Genomic DNA, 17,875 nt, shown 5'->3' with positions numbered 1-17,875 from the left:
TTACTTTTGGCAGTGATTAAATGTGATAGATTATGTCTCGTCCGGTACGTTTTAACATTCATCCGAAGCAACCAGATATTCACAATAACGTGGCTATTGCAGAAATGCCTCCGGGATTAGGCGGAGAAGGGTATTTTGCAACTTCCCTGGAAAGTGTGGTAGGTTTAGCCCGTAAAAACTCACTCTGGCCGTTGCCGTTTGCAACTTCCTGCTGTGGTATTGAGTTCATGGCTACCATGGCTTCTCACTACGATCTTGGCCGTTTTGGTGCAGAAAGGATGGGGTTCACCCCCCGCCAGTGCGACCTGTTGATGGTTATGGGAACGATTTCGAAGAAAATGGCTCCTGTTTTACGCCAGGTATATCTGCAAATGGCTGAACCCCGCTGGGTACTGGCAGTTGGTGCCTGTGCATCGTCGGGGGGGATCTTTGATTCTTACTCTGTGTTACAGGGAATTGACCAGGTCATTCCTGTTGACGTATATGTTCCCGGCTGTCCTCCCCGTCCTGAAGCTATTCTCGACGGTATTCTCCGGATCCAGGACCTGGTACATGCCGAAAGCCTGCGCCGCAGGAACAGCGAGCATTACAAAGCGCTGTTGAACAGCTATGGAATACAGTAGGAAAGGAAAAGAGATGACCAAGGTCAGGTTTTTTTGTGTTATTAATTTTGATTTTTGAATGGGAATATCATGGAACTAACCAACGAGTATATCAAGCAGCGGCTGGAAGACAAATTTGGCGAACAGGTAACACAGTTCGAAACGCCTTATGGTATGTTTAGCTTTGAAACTACCAAGGAGAACAATCTCAAAGTATTACAGTTCCTTTACGATGAACCGGAACTGGGCTTCCAGTTCCTTACCGATATCACTGCAGTACACTATCCTGACCAGGAAGGAAGGGAGCTGGCTGTAGTTTACCATTTGCACAACCTTGCACAAAATGTAAGGATCCGTTTTAAGATATTCATGCCTATTTCCCAGCCTGATGTATTTACGGCTACCAGCCTGTTTGCCTGCGCCAACTGGATGGAAAGGGAGACCTACGATTTCTATGGTGTCAATTTTGTTGGCCATCCGAATCTGAAACGTATTTTAAACGTCGATGAAATGGATTATTTCCCTATGCGTAAAGAGTTTCCGCTGGAAGACCAGACCCGCGCAGATAAGGACGACGACATGTTTGGCAGGGGGGGAAATATCTTTTAACGCTGAATACAAATTCGTTTATGCCAGATCATCAACATAATAATCTGAAACTGCCCGAAGGCTCTATTGAAAAGCAAACGCAGACCCTCAACCTGGGACCTACCCACCCGGCTACACACGGTGTATTCCAGAATATCCTGGAGGTTGATGGTGAACGTATTATTTCGGCAGAGGCTACAGTGGGTTATATCCACCGTGCTTTTGAAAAGATAGCTGAACGCAGAAACCTTTACCAGATAACCCCGCTTACCGATCGTCTTAATTATTGTTCCAGCCCCATCAATAATATGGGCTGGCATACTACGTGCGAAAAACTGCTGGGGATCGAAACTCCGAAGCGTGTTGACTACCTGCGGGTTATTATCATGGAGCTGGCGCGCCTGGCAGATCATATCGTTTGTAACTCTGTTATAGGTGTAGATACCGGTGCCTTATCGGTTTTTCTTTATGTAATGCAATACCGTGAGCTTATTTATGAGATCTATGAAGAGATCTGTGGCTCGCGTTTAACTACCAATATCGGCCGTATCGGCGGTTTTGAAAGGAATTTCAATGCTACTGCGTGGGATAAGCTGGAGCGTTTCCTGAAAGAATTTCCCAAGGCATTAAAAGAGTTTGAAAACCTGCTGGAACGTAACCGTATTTTCATGGACCGTACGGTAGGTGCAGGTTCTATCAGTGCCGAAAAAGCGCTGAACTATGGTTTTACGGGTCCGAACCTGCGTGCTGCCGGCGTTGATTATGACGTTCGTGTACACAGTCCATATTGCAGCTACCAGGATTTTGATTTTAATATTCCTGTTGGGAAGACGGGTGATGTGTACGACCGCTGGCTGGTACGTAACCAGGAAATGTGGGAGTCGTTACGCATTGTAAGGCAGGCTTACGAAAAAATCCAGGCGTTCAAAGGTGAAGCAGCGGAGGTGTTTCATGCGGAGGTGCCTGAATACTACCTGCCGAAGAAAGAGGACGTGTATACCAAGATGGAAGCGCTTATCTGGCATTTCAAAATTATCATGGGTGAAACAGCAATGCCTGCCGGAGAAGTGTACCATTCTGTAGAAGGTGGCAATGGAGAGTTAGGGTTCTATCTTATCAGCGATGGTGGGAGGACACCTTTCCGCCTGCATTTCAGGAGGCCTTGTTTTATTTACTACCAGGCATTTCCTGAGCTGGTGAAGAATACGATGCTTTCCGATGCGGTGATTGTAATGAGTAGCCTGAACCTGATTGCAGGGGAGATGGACGCCTAGGTTTTTGACCCTTTTGACTTTTGAATTTGACTTATATGATACGTTTCTCAGATGATAAATTAGCTAAAGTACAGGAGATCATCGCGCGTTATCCGGAAGGAAAACAGAAGAGTGCGTTGTTACCGGTGCTGCACCTGGCGCAGGAGTCGTTTGGCAACTGGCTGGATGTGCCCGTGATGGATTATGTGGCTTCGCTTTTAAGCCTGGAGCCTATTGAGGTGTATGAGGTGGCTACTTTTTACAGCATGTATAACCTGAAGCCGGTAGGCAAATACCTGTTCGAGGTTTGCCAGACGGGGCCTTGTATGGTGAGTGGAAGCGACGATATCATTGCATATATAGGAGAAAAGCTGGGTATTAAACCTGGTGAAACGACTGCCGACGGGCTGTTCACGCTTAAAACAGTGGAATGCCTGGGCGCGTGCGGTTACGCTCCGATGATGCAGCTGGGGAAACATTTCAGGGAGCACCTGACAAAGGAAAAAGTAGATGCCATTATAGCCGAATGCAGGTCTAACGCGGCAGCTAACAACTAATCAAGACTTTTGACCAAATATTGATATGGGCATAAAACTATTACTCGATAAAGCACATGTAGAAGGCATCCGTAGTTACGAGGTGTACCGCCGGGAAGGTGGTTATCGCAGCGTGGAAAAAGCGCTGAAGGAACTGGGGCCCGAAGCTATTGTAGAGGAAGTGAAGAAAAGCGGATTACGCGGACGCGGCGGGGCAGGTTTTCCTACCGGTATGAAATGGAGCTTTATTGCTAAACCTGAGGGTGTGCCACGCCACCTTGTTTGTAATGCCGATGAAAGTGAGCCTGGTACGTTCAAAGACCGTTACCTTATGGAGTTTCTTCCGCATCTGCTTATTGAGGGACTTATTGTAAGTTCTTATGCACTGGGCAGTAATGCAACTTATATTTATATCCGTGGTGAATATGCCTGGATTCCCGATATTCTGGAAGAAGCTATTGCCGAAGCGAAAGCCAACGGCTGGCTTGGTAAGAATATTCTGGGTACAGGTTTCGACCTTGAAATATATGTTCAGCGTGGCGCCGGCGCTTATATCTGTGGTGAAGAAACAGCGCTTATTGAATCGCTTGAAGGTAAACGCGGCAATCCCCGCATTAAGCCTCCCTTTCCGGCCGTTAAAGGTTTGTGGGACAGGCCTACGGTGGTGAACAATGTAGAAACCCTGGCGGCGGTAGTACCTATCATTAACATGGGGGGAGAAGAATACGCTAAAATAGGTGTAGGTAAATCGACCGGCACCAAGCTCATTTCTGCCTGCGGTAATATCAACAAGCCTGGTGTTTTTGAAATTGACATGACCATTTCGGTGGAAGAATTTATTTATTCCGATGAATATTGCGGCGGGATCCGTAACGGGAAGCGTTTAAAAGCGTGTATTCCCGGAGGATCATCTGTTCCCATATTGCCTGCCAACAAGCTGTTTAAAACAGCGAAGGGTGAAACCCGTTACATGAACTACGAGAGCCTTGCCGATGGCGGTTTTGCGTCTGGTACCATGATGGGTTCCGGTGGGTTTATTGTACTTGACGAAGATCAGAGTGTGGTAAAACATACTTATACGCTGGCACGTTTCTATCGTCACGAAAGCTGTGGCCAGTGCAGTCCGTGCCGCGAAGGCACCGGCTGGATGGAAAAGATACTGAAAAGAATACTGGAAGGAAAAGGAAAGATGAGCGATATAGACCTGTTGTGGGATATACAGCGCAAGATTGAAGGTAATACCATTTGTCCGCTGGGTGATGCTGCAGCATGGCCTGTAGCAGCGGCTATCCGTCATTTCCGTGACGAGTTTGAGTGGTATGTGAACAATCCGGAGCTGTGTTTAACCAGCAATTACGGTCTGGCCCATTATGCAGATCCATTAGAAGTAGTAACGGCTTAAATATTATTATGTCAGAGCAACAACTATTTAAGGTAACAATCGACAACATCACAATTGAGGTGGCACCGGGAACAACGATCCTGGAAGCGGCCCGTAAAATTGGTGGTGAGGTGGCTCCTCCGGCTATGTGTTATTACAGCAAGCTGAAAGGCAGCGGTGGTAAATGCCGTACCTGCCTGGTAGAGGTGAGCAAAGGTTCGGAAAAAGATCCGCGCCCGATGCCGAAACTGGTGGCCAGTTGCCGGACCACGGTGATGGATGGTATGGAAGTAAAGAATATCACCAGTGAGCGTGTTGTTGACGCGCGTGCGGGTGTTGTGGAGCTTTTGCTGATAAATCACCCGCTGGATTGTCCTGTTTGCGACCAGGCCGGTGAATGTCATTTGCAGGATCTGAGTTACGAGCACGGTAATGCCGGCACCCGTTACGAATTCCAGCGCCGTACTTTTAAAAAGCACGATCTGGGGCAATACATACAGCTGCACATGACCCGCTGTATACTTTGCTACCGTTGTGTATTTACTGCCGACCAGCTTACCAACAAAAGAGAACATGGTGTACTGGACAGGGGCGACCACGCTCAGATAGCAACTTTTATTGAAAAGAATCTCGACAATGATTTCATCGGTAACGTCATAGATGTTTGCCCGGTGGGAGCGCTTACGGATAAAACTTTCCGTTTTAAAAACAGGGTATGGTTCCTGAAGCCTGTTAACGCCCATTGCGATTGTCCCAAGTGCAGTGGGAAGGTAACGCTCTGGTATCGTGGCGAAGAGGTGTTTCGTGTAACTGCGCGCAAAGATCAGTGGGGTGAAGTGGAAGACTGGATCTGTAACGAATGCCGTTTCGATAAAAAGAAAACCAGCGACTGGGTGATTGAAGGGCCAAGGGAGATCAGCCGCCAGTCTGTAATATCACTGAATCATTATGTGGGTATGCAAAAGCCGAAAGAAACATTCGAGGCGGTGATGGATGGCCGTAAGCCGAGGATGTTCATGGATATCCACGATGTGAGTGAGGTGAACAGGCCTGATGTAGACCTGAGTCTTATTGATGGTCCGGCTCATTCCGACGATTTCAACAAAACAAACAAAAAAGATTAATCAGATACCAATGCATTTACTTGCCCTCGACTGGATGATGTTAATAGAGAAACTGGTGCTGATTGCAGTGATCATTACTGTATCACTGGTGGTGGCTATGTACTTAACCTACGGCGAACGTAAAGTTGCCGCCTTTTTGCAGGACCGTCGTGGTCCGAACAGGGCGGGGCCTGCTGGTTTGTTGCAGCCGCTTGCCGATGGTTTGAAACTGTTTTTCAAGGAAGAGATCATCCCCAATAGTTCTAACAGGTTCCTGTTTGTATTAGGTCCTTGCCTGGCGATGCTTACTGCCATGATGAGTTGTGCGGTAGTGCCGTGGGGAAGCGATTTTACGATGTTTGGCCGTACCATCAGCCTCCAGATTGCCGACGTTAATATTGGTATCCTGTATGTGTTTGGTGTAGTGAGCATGGGTGTTTATGGTATCATGATCGGTGGCTGGGCGAGTAACAACAAGTTCTCCCTGTTAGCCGCATTGCGTGGTGCTTCGCAGGTGATCAGTTATGAACTGGCCATGGGTATTTCGCTGATAGCTTTGCTCATGATGACCAATACGCTGAGTCTGAAAACAATTGTAGAACAACAGATGAATGGGAGCTGGTGGAATGTGGTTTATCAGCCATTGGGCTTCCTGATCTTCTTCGTTTGTGCAATGGCAGAGTGTAACCGTGCTCCTTTTGACCTGCCTGAAGCGGAGAGTGAACTTAACATGGGTTATCACCAGGAGTATTCCTCTATGAAACTGGGCTTTTACCTGTTCTCAGAATACATCAACATGTTTATCAGCAGCATTATCATGGCTACCCTTTTCTTTGGTGGTTATGATATTCCTTTTGTGAACGAAGCCAATCTTGCGCCTAACCTGGCTGCTGTTCTTGGGGTGGTTTGCCTGTTAGGAAAGAGCCTGATCTTCATATTTGTTTTCATGTGGATCAGGTGGACCTTACCGCGTTTCCGTTACGACCAGCTGATGAACCTGGGATGGAAAGCTTTAATTCCGCTGGCGTTGCTGAACATGGTAGGCACCGCGGTAATAGAGTTGTGGAAGCAATAGATTTAACCAGGATTGTGGTATTGAACAAAAATATTTTTGCAAAATGCAAGCATTAACACAGAGATCAAAGCCGGTATCACGCGAGCCAATGAGCTTGATGGAGCGCATATACCTGCCCGCAATATTTAAAGGGATGGTTATCACTTTCGGGCATATGTTCCGTAAGAAACCCACTATCAACTATCCTGAGCAAACACGTCCTTTCAGCCCTGTTTTCAGGGGCCTGCAGGTATTGAACCGTGATGAGGAAGGCCGTGAACGCTGTACTGCCTGCGGCCTTTGTGCTGTTGCCTGTCCTGCTGAAGCCATTACGATGGAAGCAGCTGAAAGGAAGGAAGGGGAGGAAAACCTGTACCGCGAGGAAAAATACGCAGCACGTTATGAGATCAACATGTTGCGTTGCATTTTTTGCGGACTGTGCGAAGAGGCCTGTCCCAAAGATGCTATTTACCTGAGCGAGACAGTAACTCCGGCAAGCTTTGCGCGTAAGGAGCTGATCTATGGTAAAACAGAATTGCTGATCCCTAACCCGGTTACAGAACCAGAGGCATTTGCAAAGGCGAGGGAAGCAAGGAAAGATAGATAAGCTGAGACCTAAAACTTTTGATTAAACAACTATAAATGGGTACAACTCAAGTATTATTCTGGTTTTTAAGTGCGCTGGCACTTGTAAGCGCTATTATGGTGCTGGCAAGTAAGAACCCGGTTCACAGCGTACTGTGGCTGATTGTTGTTTTCTTTGCCATTTCGGGCCACTATATCTTAATGAACGCCCAGTTCCTCGCCATTGTGAATCTTATTGTATATGCAGGTGCTATCATGGTATTATTCCTGTTTGTGATAATGCTTATGAACCTGAATAATGCCAAAGAGCCGCGGAAGAATCTGTGGATGCAGCTGGCCGGGGTGATTTCAGGTGGTATCCTTTTCCTTATCATGATCTCTGTAGTACGTTCTTCCGCGGATATGGTGAATCGTACCGCACAGTTGAAAGAGGGGAGCATTGGCCTTATCAGTGCGCTGGGTAAAACCCTGTTCACGGATTATGTAGTGCCTTTTGAAATAAGCAGTGTATTATTCCTTAGCGCCATGGTGGGTGCTGTGGTTATTGGAAAGAAAGACTAAATCATTTATATGCCAATTCAATATTATATCGCCCTGGCTGCCTGCCTGTTCTGCATTGGAGTGGTAGGGGTGCTGGTGCGCCGTAACGCCATCATCATCTTTATGTGTATAGAGCTTATGCTTAACGCAGTGAACCTGTTGCTGGTGGCTTTCTCTAAAATGTATCATGGAACGGCTTACGCTCATGATGTGAACTCTACAGCAGGTATTGAAGGGCAGTTGTTCGTATTTTTTATTATGGTAGTAGCGGCGGCGGAGGTTAGTGTGGGACTGGCTGTTATTGTAATGATGTACCGGAATGTGCATTCAACGGACGTGAATTTCCTGAACCGGCTTAAAAACTAAGCGCCAGGTTCCTGTATTGACCATTGACTATTACTTACTATCGCGTATATGACTAATTTAGTTTATTTAGTACCATTATTTCCTTTGTTGGGATTCCTGATTAACGGCCTCTTCCGGAAGTCGTTAAGCAAGCCTGCAATAGGTATAATCGGAAGCGGAGCCATCCTGGCATCCTTCCTGGTATCGTGTTCTTTGTTTGGTAGTGTTTATTCTGCTACGCACGGTAACCCCGGTCAGGTAATACCTACCACTGTATTATTTGATTTCATCAATACCAGTAGTTTCAAGATCCAGTTTGCCTTCCTGGCTGATCAGCTTTCGTGTCTTTTTCTGCTGATCATTACCGGTATCGGTTTCCTGATCCATGTATATTCTACAGCTTATATGCATGAAGAGAGAGAAGAGCATTTCGGCAGGTACTTCGCCTACCTGAACCTGTTCGTATTTTCTATGCTGCTGCTTGTGCTTGGTGGTAACTTTGTGATCATGTTCATTGGATGGGAAGGTGTGGGGCTTTGTTCTTACCTGCTCATCGGCTTCTGGTTCAAGAACAACAATTATAATTACGCAGCGAAGAAAGCTTTTGTGATGAACCGTATTGGTGACCTGGGTTTCCTGCTGGCTGTGTTCTGGCTGCTGGCGAAACTGGGAACCGTTGATTACCACGAGGTATTTTCTGCGGCAAGCATTGCAAAACTGACTCCAACAGATATTACCGCTATCACCCTGCTTCTGTTTGTAGGTGCTGCGGGTAAGAGTGCGCAAATTCCTTTGTACACCTGGTTACCCGATGCGATGGCGGGTCCAACACCGGTATCGGCGCTTATCCACGCCGCTACCATGGTTACGGCAGGTATCTATATGATTGCCCGCAGTAATGTGCTTTATTCTTTGAGCGAATGCGCTCAGCATGTAGTAGCTATCATTGGCCTGGCTACTGCGTTATTCGCCGCTACGATTGCGATCAAACAAAACGATATTAAAAAAGTACTGGCTTATTCTACGGTAAGTCAGCTTGGATATATGTTCCTTGGACTAGGTGTAGGTGCTTATACCGGCGCTGTTTTTCACGTGATGACACATGCTTTCTTTAAGGCATTGTTGTTCCTGGGCGCCGGTTCTGTTATTCATGCGATGCACCACGAACAGGATATCCGTAAAATGGGAGGTTTGAAAAAGCATCTTCCTGTAACGCATCTTACTTTCCTGCTGGCTTGTCTTGCCATTGCAGGTATACCTCCTTTCAGTGGTTTCTTCTCCAAAGATGAAATTCTGGCTGCGGCTTATGCGCACAGTCCCATTTACTGGGGTGTAGGTGTAGCAACTGCCGGTCTTACTGCTTTTTATATGTTCCGCTTATATGCGACTACCTTCCTGGGTACTTTCAGAGGTACACATGACCAGGAGCATCACCTGCACGAATCGCCGTCTGCTATGACCATTCCTTTGATTGTACTGGCGGTGTTGAGTGTACTGGGTGGTTTCCTTGGGGTGCCCGAAGTGCTGGGCGGCGGTCATTGGCTGCATCATTACCTGTCGCCTGTAATAACATCGGAAAAAGCACACACGCTGGAACATAGCACTGAGTATATGCTGATGGGGATTTCTGTTGCGCTTGCTGTTGTGGCAATAGTGATTGCGGTAAGCCGCTTCAGCAAAAGACCGCAGCTCGATGATGCTACCGGTGCTGGCAAAGTATTGGAAAATAAATGGTATATAGATGAGTTATACGATGCCGTAATTGTTAATCCGCTGCTGAAACTGGCTGGTTTCCTGAAAAATGTAGTGGAGAAATCGGGCATCGATGGCATCGTAAACGGAACCGGACGTTTCGTCCATTATTTCTCCCGCCAGCTTCGCTTGTTACAAAGCGGGTTGGTAGGCAGCTATATCCTGTTTATGGTGTTGTCTATTGTAGTACTCTTCTTAGTGTTCTGGAATCAAACTATTATTTTACAATTCCTGCAGAAAATATTTTAAATGATCCCTGTCTTACTTATACTGATCCCCGTTATTACAGGTTTGATTGCTTTTTTCCTTCCGGGAGAAAAGGCACCCAAGATCTGGACGCTGTTATCGGCAATTGTTACCCTGGGGGTGGCAGTAGCAGGTGTTTATTCTCACCGTGCTGCCGAGCTGAATTTTGATGAATCGTGGATACCTATGCTGGGAGCCCGGTTTTCATTGTCAATGGATGGAATGGCTAAGATGTTATGCCTGTTAACGGCTGCTTCTTTCCCACTTGTTTTTGGCGCCACGTACCGTAACGATTATCCCAAGCCGGGTAATTTTTATGGCCTGATGTTACTGCTTCAGGCAGGATTGATGGGCGTATTTCTGGCGTCGGACTGCCTGTTGTTCTATTTCTTCTGGGAGCTGGCGTTAATTCCTGCTTATTTCCTTTGCTCTGCATGGGGAGGTGAAAGAAGGATTGCTGTTACTTTCAAATTCTTTGTATATACCTTCCTGGGATCGCTGCTTATGCTGGTAGCTATCCTGTATATTTATTTCCGCACGCCGGATCAGTCTTTTGCGCTGGAGTCGTTCTATAATGTACAGCTTACTGCAAAAGAACAAGGCTGGTTGTTCTGGGCCTTCTTTATCGCCTTTGCTATCAAAATGCCGGTATTTCCTTTCCATACCTGGCAGCCGGATACCTATGAACAAGCTCCCACGGCCGTTACAGCCATCCTGAGTGGTGTAATGGTGAAAATGGGACTTTATGCGGTGATCCGCTGGTTGTTACCTGTATTCCCTGAAGCTGTAGCGCATTTCGATCATTGTGTGATATGGCTGGCGGTTGCAGGCATCATATATGCTTCGCTGATAGCCATCAGGCAGGATGATATCAAACGCCTGATCGCGTACTCTTCTATTGCGCACATAGGCTTAATGGCTGCTGCGATTTTTGCGAGCCACAAAGCGGGTGGTGAAATAGGTTTACAGGGTGTAATGATACAGATGTTCAACCACGGCGTAAACGTAATAGGATTGTGGATCGTGGTTGATGCCATTGAGCAGCAGCTGGGTTCCCGCAAATTCAGTGAATTAGGCGGCCTTGCGCAGAGAGCGCCAGGTTTGGCTATCCTTTTTGTGATAATGGCATTTGCGAATATTGCGCTTCCGTTGACCAACGCCTTTGTTGGTGAATTTATGATGTTCAACGGGCTGTTCCGTTTCAGTTTTGCTGCTGCTGCGGTAGCTGGTATCAGCATTATCCTGGCTGCGGTTTATACTTTGGGAATGGTACAGAAAGTATTCTATGGAAATACCGTTCCGCGCACCGAAAACGCTGTAGACAGCGACCTGAGCGTAAAGCTCATGCTGGCTATTCTGGCGGTAGTGATCATTGGTTTAGGAGTATATCCGCAACCTATGATCCAGCTGACCAACGATGCGGTGGAAGCCGTGATAACAAAATTTCATTCGATTTAAAAGCTTATTGCAGATAATAATATGAACGCGATCATACTTTCGGCTATCTGGGGTGTTGTAATGATGTTTAGCAGTGTTCTTGTAAAGAACAAGGGCGCTTTCAGGCATATTGCTGCCCTGGGGTTGCTGGTATTGCTGGCAGCAAATATCTGTGACTCTTACGGACCTTCTTTCTTCCCCATCAATACCCACGATATGCTGCGGTTCGACAGCTTTGGGTTGTTCTTTAATTCTATCGCTATAGCCTCTACGCTCATTTTTGTATTGCTGAGCGGTAAGGATATTGAAAAGGCGGGCAGTTATGTGGCCGAGTATTTTGTGCTCATATTCTTCGTGCTTTGTGGCGTTTGTATATTGTCTTCGTTCAATACGCTGCTGATGTTATTCCTTGGCATCGAGATACTGTCTATACCGTTGTATATTTTAACGGGCAGCGACAAGAGGAATCTCAAAAGCAATGAGGCGGCCCTTAAGTATTTCCTGATGGGTTCTTTTTCTACAGGTATCATGCTCATGGGTATTGCCCTGGTTTACGGCGGTACAGGTTCCTTCCAGCTGGAAGTGATCCGTTCTGTATTTGGTTCGTACAAAGGAGTGTCTTTCCTGGAGGTTACGGGTTTATTGTTCCTGCTGGTAGCCATGTGTTTTAAAGTGTCTGCTGCTCCCTTCCATTTCTGGACACCTGATGTGTACGATGGGGCGCCGGCGGTATTCACTTCTTTTATGGCAACTATTGTAAAAGCCGCTGGTTTCATCGCCTTCCTTAAGTTATTCGATGCCCGCGTTGCGGATACTTCTACTGCTGTAAACTGGAAAATGCTGTTTTGCATTATCATCATATCCACACTGCTGATCGGTAATATCACGGCGGTATTCCAGCAAAGCGTGAAACGAATGCTGGCTTATTCCAGTATCGCCCAGGCAGGGTTTATGCTGTTTGCGCTTTTCAGTCTGAACGATTTTGCCCGCGAGGGATTGCTGCTGTATGCGGCGGCTTATAGCCTGGCGACCATCGGTATTTTTGCTATCCTGCTGAAAATGAAGGACTATACTTTCGAAGGTTTTAACGGGCTGGCTAAAAAGCAGCCTTTACTGGCCGCTGCCAATACCGTATTCCTGTTATCCCTTGCTGGTATCCCGCTTACTGCAGGTTTCTTTGCCAAATATTATATGCTGGCGTCTGTAGTAAAAACAGGGGGTTATACCTGGATGGTGGTGGTAGGCGTGCTGTTTGCTGCGGTTAGCGCCTATTATTACTTCAGGGTTATACAGGCAATGTACTTCAAAGACGGCGAAGGCCGTACCGAAGAGGTGAGCGGTTCCTTCAAAATTGGTGTTGCCCTGCTGGCAGGTCTCATCATCCTGTTTGGTATTCAGCCGCAGGCATTGCTCAACTGGTTCTATTTCTAACCATTTACCACAGCCATTTTCCGCCCTTCTAAAATTTTCGGGAGGAGTGAACAGGCGATGTATCTTTATCGGGTACATTTAGTAACTGTACGTATTTGTGCATGACGCTAACAGATTCCTTTTCACTCGCCTATCGTACAGTACGCAGCAATAAGCTGCGTACCGGCATCACAGTAGCTATTATAGCCTTTGGTATAATGGCCCTGATTGGTATTGTAACTGCCATAGAAGCCATGAACCGTGGTCTCAGGGATAGTTTCTCACTAATGGGGGCCAATGGCTTTTCTATATCCTACAAAGAGCGTTTCCGGTTCGGGAATAACCAGAGTGCCACTCAAAAGACCAAAAAAGGCGGTAAAAAGCAAAAGAAATCGAACCTCGACAAGCCTATCCGGCAGGCCGAAGCGGAGCTGTTCAAGCAGTCGTTTCATTACCCGGTGCTGGTAAGTATTACACTTAACGGCAGGGGAGGTAATGAGCTCAGATACCAGGATAAAAAAACCAACCCGAATGTAAGGCTTACGGGAGGGGATGAGAATTACCTGCGGGTGAATGGCTATACCCTCGAAACCGGCCGTAATTTCAGCACACTTGACCTGGAAACGGGGCGCAGCGTTTGCATCCTGGGAAGTGATGTGGCGACCCGTTTGTTTGGGGAAAACTACACCCGTGGAATGGATAAAATGATCCGGGTAGGTAATTCCCCCTACCGGGTAATCGGCATCCTGAAAAGTAAGGGGGCCAGCGCTATGATGCGGGCCGATAACGTTGCTATCACCACTTATAATAACGTTCGCCGGCTTGGTAATTCCGCACCTTCCTTCAATATAGGTGTGATGGCCAATGATGTGCAATTTTTGGAACCGGCTGTTAATGAAGCTACCGCGTTGTTTCGTGGTATCCGGAAGCTACATCCTACCGAGGACGACAACTTCGTGGTAGAAAAAAGCGATAAACTGGCCGCCACTTTTATAGGGCTGCTCAGCAGTATTCAGGGAGCTGCCGGGGCCATAGGATTGATCACGCTTATAGGCGCTGCCATTGGTTTAATGAACATTATGCTGGTTGCGGTAAGCGAGCGAACCCGTGAGGTTGGTCTTATCAAGGCTATAGGCGGCAAGAAGAGAAATATACGTCAGCAATTCCTTTTTGAATCTACGATAATCAGCGTAGCCGGGGCTGTTCTGGGCATCATATTAGGGGTATTGGTGGGCAATCTGTTTGCCTTATTTATGGGTACAGGCTTCGTGGTTCCATGGGGTTGGGTGATCACAGGTATTGTAATTTGTACACTTGTGGGACTGGGAGCGGGTTTGTGGCCTGCCCTCAAAGCAGCCAACCTGAATCCTATCAATGCTTTGCGGTACGAATAACGGGGTTTGCAAAGCCTTATTGATGCGTGATTTTTATCATATTCCTATTCTATCTTTATTTAAGCGTTATGACCGTTGTCATTGGTTGAAACGCAGATTTGGCCTGATATTTAGGGCAGATTAGCTTTCAAAAAAAAGCGCCGGTTCGTATTGTTGCGACATTATTTGTTTTAAATTGTGGCGCCCTTAAATTAAATTATTGGTATTGGGCGTTATTTAAAACGATTTTTCGTTAGAATTGCGAACTCAAATTTTAAATTTAGATTTAGAAACTAAAAAATCAATTGCATCATGGCTGAAACTAAACCGACTGCAACAGCAGCAGCGACAAAGAGTGTGTCTGTACAACCGAAGAGAAAGGGTAATGCAATTTCATGGATTGCTCCACTTGTTTGCCTCATCGTAGGTTATTGTATCTGGCGTTTTATCTTAGGAGATCCTACTAAATTTTCTCATCCTGACAAAGATGCTAGTCATTGGTTCTGGCCTGCTCACGACGGTCCGATTGGCGCTCTGAATAAAATGTACCTGGGTGGTATCATCGTACCTATCCTGTTAGCTTGTCTTTTAACTGTGGTAACTTTCGTGATCGAAAGGTTATTGACTGTATCTAAAGCTGCTGGTACTTCGAACAATGCTGAATTCATCCGCAAAGTGCAGTTCCACCTGGCTAACAAAGACGTTGACAAAGCTATCGTTGAATGCGACAAACAAAAAGGTTCTGTTGGTAACGTAATGAAAGCTGGTTTGCGTAAGTACAAAGAAATGATCGGCAACACTGAGCTGGATACTGAACAAAAAGTACTCAACATTCAGAAAGAAGTTGAAGAAGCTACTGCTCTTGAACTGCCTATGCTGGAAAAAAACCTGGTGTTCCTTTCTACACTGGCTTCTGTATCTACCCTGTTAGGTCTGTTAGGTACCGTTGTGGGTATGATCCGTTCTTTCTCTGCTTTAGGTGAAAGCGGTGGTGGTGAAGCTGCTCAGAAACTGTCTCAAGGTATCTCTGAAGCCCTTTATAACACAGCCTTAGGTATCGGTACTTCTGCTGTATCTATCATCATGTATAACGTGTTTACCACTAAAATCGACGGTATCACTTACGGTATCGACGAATCTGGTTTCACACTGACTCAAAGCTTTGCTGCGAACTATAAATAAGCTGTTTTTACGTTTTTGCGTAAAAAATGAAAATTATTTATGGATTAGTCTGAATTATGCATCTTAATAGAGAATAAAATTTTTAACAATGGCAAGACCGAAAATCCCGCGGAAAAGTACCGCGGTAGATATGACTGCGATGTGTGATGTTGCCTTTCTTCTGTTGTCTTTCTTTATCCTGACAACGAAGTTCAAGCCTTCCGAGGCGATTGAGGTGACAACTCCGAGTTCGGTTGCGTCCAAGGTGGCTCCTGAAAAAGATGTGCTGCTTGTTACCATTACCAAATCCGGTAAAGTTTACCTGGGTATGGATAACGCAGACAGAAGAAGAGATGTTTTAAATACGTTGAACGTTACCAAACAACTCGGACTGAGCGATGCTGATCTTGAATCAATCGCGAAACTCGAATTTTTTGGTGTACCTGTAGGCAATTTGAAACAGCAGGCGCTGATGCCTAAGGAACAACAAACCGACAGGGTGTTACCTGGTATTCCAATTGATACTACCAACAATCAGATGATTGACTGGATGCGTGCGGCAGCTACCGTTTATGCAGGACAGCCAATGAACCTGCTGGTAAAGGGTGACAACGACGCAAGTTTCCCGTCTTTCAAGAATGTAATGACTTCATTCAAGAAGAACGAATTATTTAAATTCCAGATGGTTACCAACCCGGAAAGCGTACCGCAGGGAACTGCGTTATGGAATGCAAACCTGGCGGGTATCAAACCTGAGGAATAACAGATAACAACATTATTAACAAATAAACTGATTGTGCTATGGCAGAAATGGATACCTCGGGTGGTGGCGGGCACAAGAAAGGCCCAGGGGTCAAAAAGGGTAAGAAGCAGTCTACCCGTGTAGACTTGACACCGATGGTTGACCTGGGCTTCCTGTTGATCACCTTCTTCATATTCACGACAACCATGAGCTCTCCTACGGCTATGAAGCTTTTCATGCCGAAAGACGCCGATAAGCCGGAAGAGCAGAACAAGGCAAAAGAATCAGGCGCTTTGACCATTCTTTTAGGGAAAGACAATTCTGTTTTTTACTATGAGGGTATATTAGATCCTGCGGGAGCTAATTTCAAAGCTTCTAATTTCAAAGAGATCCGCGATGTGATTATCAATAAAAAGAAATCTACTCCTGCAGACGACTTTGTAATTGTGATTAAGCCGAATGAGGAATGTAAGTATAAAAACGTGATTGACATTATGGACGAGATGCCGATTAATGCTGTAAAGCGTTATGCACTTGTAGACATTTCAGAGGGTGAAAACCAGCTGGTAAAGGCTACAGAGGCGTCTAACTCACTTCCTTAATGAAGGTTATTAAAACATTGTGATACAATGGAAGCAAACAAAATTTTAACAGCCGATATCCTTGATATCATCTTCGAAGGGAAGAACAAGGAATACGGTGCATATGAACTGCGAAAAACGTACTCAAAGCGTCTGGTTACAGCTATGATCGCGATGCTGGCGGTATGTTTGCTGATGTTCGCTGCGGTGATCCTGGGTAAATCCAAGAAAACGGAGAACACGCAGATAATTGTACAAGACGTACAGTTAGAAGACGTTAAGCAGAAGGAAGAGGAGAAGAAGCCTGAGGCTCCCCCTCCACCTCCGCCTCCCCGCGCTGAACCTCCCAAAGTGGAAATCACCAAGTTCACTCCTCCCAAAATTGTGAAGGATGCTGAGGTGAAGCAGGAAGACAAAATTCAGGAAGTTGAAAAACTGGAAGATACCCGTATTGGTACTATCAACCAGGAAGGTTTAAAAGATCCCAACATCGTAGCTCCTCCAGTAGAAGCCAGCGGTACCGGTACTGTTGCCGCACCTGCTGCTCCTAAAGAAGACTATGACAAGGAATTTAAAACCGTACAGATCCAGGCTAAATTCCCCGGTGGTGACCAGGAATGGAGAAGATACCTCGAGAGAAGCCTTAACCGTGACCTGCCCGTTGAAAACGGAGCGCCTCCCGGCAACTATACTGTTGTGGTATCGTTCCTGGTGGACAAAGACGGTAGCATCTCTGAAGTAAAAGCCGAAAACTCTCCAGGTTATGGTACTGCTGAAGAAGCGGTGCGTGTAATCAGGAAAGGTCCGAAATGGATCCCTGCCGTTCAGAACGGCCGTAACGTAATCTATCGTCAAAGACAAAGCATTACCTTCCAGGTAGCTGAAGAATAGTCCGATAATTATAGTTTTTAAAAAGGTGGCTGTATCATTCCAACGATACAGCCACCTTTTTTTATGTGCATAGATGACTGGCCTAAAGCAGCTGGCCTTATGCCTGTGGAGATCCTCCGAAGGCAGGAAATTTTACTGCATACTTGTAACCTTGAAAAGCATGGTTTTACAAAGTGTTTTTTATGCTGTTGCTCACTGGCAGGTGTAGTTTGTGGCAAGGAAACATTAAGGTGTGCCTGATATCTTAAATTCATTTTTGTAGCAGGGGTTAAATGCTGCCAACAGGTTGGAGTGC

At 46.2% G+C, this 17,875-nt stretch carries 18 protein-coding genes; all 18 read left to right on the top strand.

The features are described 5' to 3' along the window. Positions 1-32 precede the first annotated feature (32 nt). The 18 genes from ESB13_RS13815 to ESB13_RS13730 all read left to right on the top strand — a co-directional run bounded on the left by ESB13_RS13815 (position 33) and on the right by ESB13_RS13730 (position 17,580). Entirely contained in the window at positions 33-623 is a 591-nt protein-coding gene (locus ESB13_RS13815; protein ID WP_129004242.1) for an NADH-quinone oxidoreductase subunit B, read from the top strand. Between the two features lie 69 nt (positions 624-692). Next, the gene (locus tag ESB13_RS13810) at positions 693-1,211 is read left to right on the top strand and encodes an NADH-quinone oxidoreductase subunit C (RefSeq protein WP_129005003.1); all 519 of its coding nucleotides are present in this window, start codon (positions 693-695) and stop codon (positions 1,209-1,211) included. A 20-nt stretch (positions 1,212-1,231) separates the two neighbouring features. Then, entirely contained in the window at positions 1,232-2,464 is a 1,233-nt protein-coding gene (locus ESB13_RS13805) for an NADH-quinone oxidoreductase subunit D (protein ID WP_129004241.1), read from the top strand. A gap of 35 nt (positions 2,465-2,499) precedes the next feature. Next, positions 2,500-3,000 carry an NADH-quinone oxidoreductase subunit NuoE family protein gene (locus tag ESB13_RS13800; RefSeq protein ID WP_129004239.1) on the top strand — a complete coding sequence of 167 codons (501 nt, stop codon included), beginning with the start codon at positions 2,500-2,502 and terminating at the stop codon, positions 2,998-3,000. Positions 3,001-3,025: 25 nt separating this feature from the next. Further along, the gene (nuoF, locus tag ESB13_RS13795) at positions 3,026-4,381 is read left to right on the top strand and encodes an NADH-quinone oxidoreductase subunit NuoF (RefSeq protein ID WP_129004238.1); all 1,356 of its coding nucleotides are present in this window, start codon (positions 3,026-3,028) and stop codon (positions 4,379-4,381) included. An 8-nt stretch (positions 4,382-4,389) separates the two neighbouring features. Then, positions 4,390-5,484 (top strand): 2Fe-2S iron-sulfur cluster-binding protein, encoded by a 1,095-nt coding sequence (locus ESB13_RS13790; protein ID WP_129004236.1) that lies wholly within the window; start codon positions 4,390-4,392, stop codon positions 5,482-5,484. 10 nt (positions 5,485-5,494) lie between these two features. After that, positions 5,495-6,538, top strand: coding sequence for an NADH-quinone oxidoreductase subunit NuoH (gene nuoH, locus ESB13_RS13785; RefSeq protein ID WP_129004234.1), 1,044 nt, complete (start codon positions 5,495-5,497; stop codon positions 6,536-6,538). Positions 6,539-6,581: 43 nt separating this feature from the next. Further along, positions 6,582-7,124, top strand: coding sequence for an NADH-quinone oxidoreductase subunit NuoI (gene nuoI, locus ESB13_RS13780; protein WP_129004232.1), 543 nt, complete (start codon positions 6,582-6,584; stop codon positions 7,122-7,124). Positions 7,125-7,159: 35 nt separating this feature from the next. Continuing rightward, positions 7,160-7,663: an NADH-quinone oxidoreductase subunit J family protein gene (locus tag ESB13_RS13775; RefSeq protein ID WP_129004229.1), complete on the top strand. Its 504-nt coding sequence runs from the start codon at positions 7,160-7,162 to the stop codon at positions 7,661-7,663. 9 nt (positions 7,664-7,672) lie between these two features. Continuing rightward, positions 7,673-8,008 carry an NADH-quinone oxidoreductase subunit NuoK gene (gene nuoK / locus ESB13_RS13770; RefSeq protein WP_129004227.1) on the top strand — a complete coding sequence of 112 codons (336 nt, stop codon included), beginning with the start codon at positions 7,673-7,675 and terminating at the stop codon, positions 8,006-8,008. 48 nt (positions 8,009-8,056) lie between these two features. Continuing rightward, positions 8,057-9,988 (top strand): NADH-quinone oxidoreductase subunit L, encoded by a 1,932-nt coding sequence (gene nuoL / locus ESB13_RS13765; protein WP_129004224.1) that lies wholly within the window; start codon positions 8,057-8,059, stop codon positions 9,986-9,988. Then, positions 9,989-11,443, top strand: a complete 1,455-nt coding sequence (locus ESB13_RS13760) for a complex I subunit 4 family protein (protein WP_129004222.1) — start codon at positions 9,989-9,991, stop codon at positions 11,441-11,443. 21 nt (positions 11,444-11,464) lie between these two features. Continuing rightward, the gene (locus tag ESB13_RS13755) at positions 11,465-12,853 is read left to right on the top strand and encodes an NADH-quinone oxidoreductase subunit N (RefSeq protein ID WP_129004220.1); all 1,389 of its coding nucleotides are present in this window, start codon (positions 11,465-11,467) and stop codon (positions 12,851-12,853) included. A gap of 101 nt (positions 12,854-12,954) precedes the next feature. Continuing rightward, positions 12,955-14,226, top strand: coding sequence for an ABC transporter permease (locus tag ESB13_RS13750; protein ID WP_129004218.1), 1,272 nt, complete (start codon positions 12,955-12,957; stop codon positions 14,224-14,226). 291 nt (positions 14,227-14,517) lie between these two features. Next, complete coding sequence (locus tag ESB13_RS13745; RefSeq protein WP_129004216.1) at positions 14,518-15,387, top strand: MotA/TolQ/ExbB proton channel family protein; 870 nt, start codon at positions 14,518-14,520, stop codon at positions 15,385-15,387. Between the two features lie 88 nt (positions 15,388-15,475). Then, complete coding sequence (locus ESB13_RS13740; protein ID WP_129004214.1) at positions 15,476-16,129, top strand: ExbD/TolR family protein; 654 nt, start codon at positions 15,476-15,478, stop codon at positions 16,127-16,129. Between the two features lie 38 nt (positions 16,130-16,167). Next, positions 16,168-16,710: an ExbD/TolR family protein gene (locus tag ESB13_RS13735; RefSeq protein WP_129004211.1), complete on the top strand. Its 543-nt coding sequence runs from the start codon at positions 16,168-16,170 to the stop codon at positions 16,708-16,710. Between the two features lie 27 nt (positions 16,711-16,737). Further along, positions 16,738-17,580, top strand: a complete 843-nt coding sequence (locus tag ESB13_RS13730) for an energy transducer TonB (protein ID WP_129004209.1) — start codon at positions 16,738-16,740, stop codon at positions 17,578-17,580. Positions 17,581-17,875 lie beyond the last annotated feature (295 nt).

The sequence above is a fragment of the Filimonas effusa genome (assembly GCF_004118675.1).
In the GTDB taxonomy this organism is placed as follows: Bacteria; Bacteroidota; Bacteroidia; order Chitinophagales; family Chitinophagaceae; genus Filimonas; species Filimonas effusa.
This window is presented reverse-complemented; position numbering and strand designations above follow the sequence as displayed.